Source organism: Nonomuraea sp. KM90, assembly GCF_052246675.1.
Classification (GTDB): domain Bacteria; phylum Actinomycetota; class Actinomycetes; order Streptosporangiales; family Streptosporangiaceae; genus Nonomuraea.
Genome location: NZ_JBQQCB010000415.1, coordinates 1 through 622 on the forward strand (window position 1 = coordinate 1; position 622 = coordinate 622).

A 622-nucleotide genomic window follows, 5' to 3' on the forward strand; every position below is an offset into this window, starting at 1 on the left:
GTGAGGACAAGAGCGGCGCGTGCGATGTCGCCGATTGCGCTGGGGCTGGCGGTGATGTGCTGGAGGATCCGCCAGCGGCCTTTGAGCAGGGCGAACCCGCGTTCGCCGAGACAGCGCAGGGCGCGTAGGAGCCGGTTGTAGGTGCGATTGTCCGGGCTGAGAATCTGGTTGCCGTCAGGCTGCTTGATCGGCGTATGAATGCCGATTCCGGCGCCGTCGTAGCCGCTGTCGGCGAGGGTGGGCAGGCCGGTGGCGGCCGCGGCGTACAACGCGCCCAGCACGTGTGCGCGAGCGGCGGTCAGATCGTGGACCGATCCTGGCTCGACATCGGCTATCCACAGGGGAAGCCCGCCGGGTGCCGAAAGTGCTTGGATGTTGCCGGCGTGCCGGTGGGCCTTACCGGAGTACCAGGCGTCGATGGGCTCGCCCTTGACACTGGTGGTCTGCTCGGCGCAGCGATCGGTTGGAATCAGGGTGCCGTCCAGGATCACATAGGCCAGCCCTTCGGCTTGGGCGCGGTCCAGAGCCTCGTGCAGGTCGGGGGCTTGAGCTGCGAGGACGTTGATCCCCTCGGCGATGTAGCGGTAGGCCGTGGCCCGGGAGATGTGGTGATCGCGGCCTA

Annotated in this window: 1 protein-coding gene; it reads right to left on the reverse strand. The window is 67.7% G+C overall.

Features of this window, described 5'->3' with window-relative positions:
* Nucleotides 1-622: HARBI1 family protein (locus ACTWPW_RS64535; RefSeq protein WP_443175089.1), on the reverse strand; the 622-nt coding region annotated here is incomplete at both ends.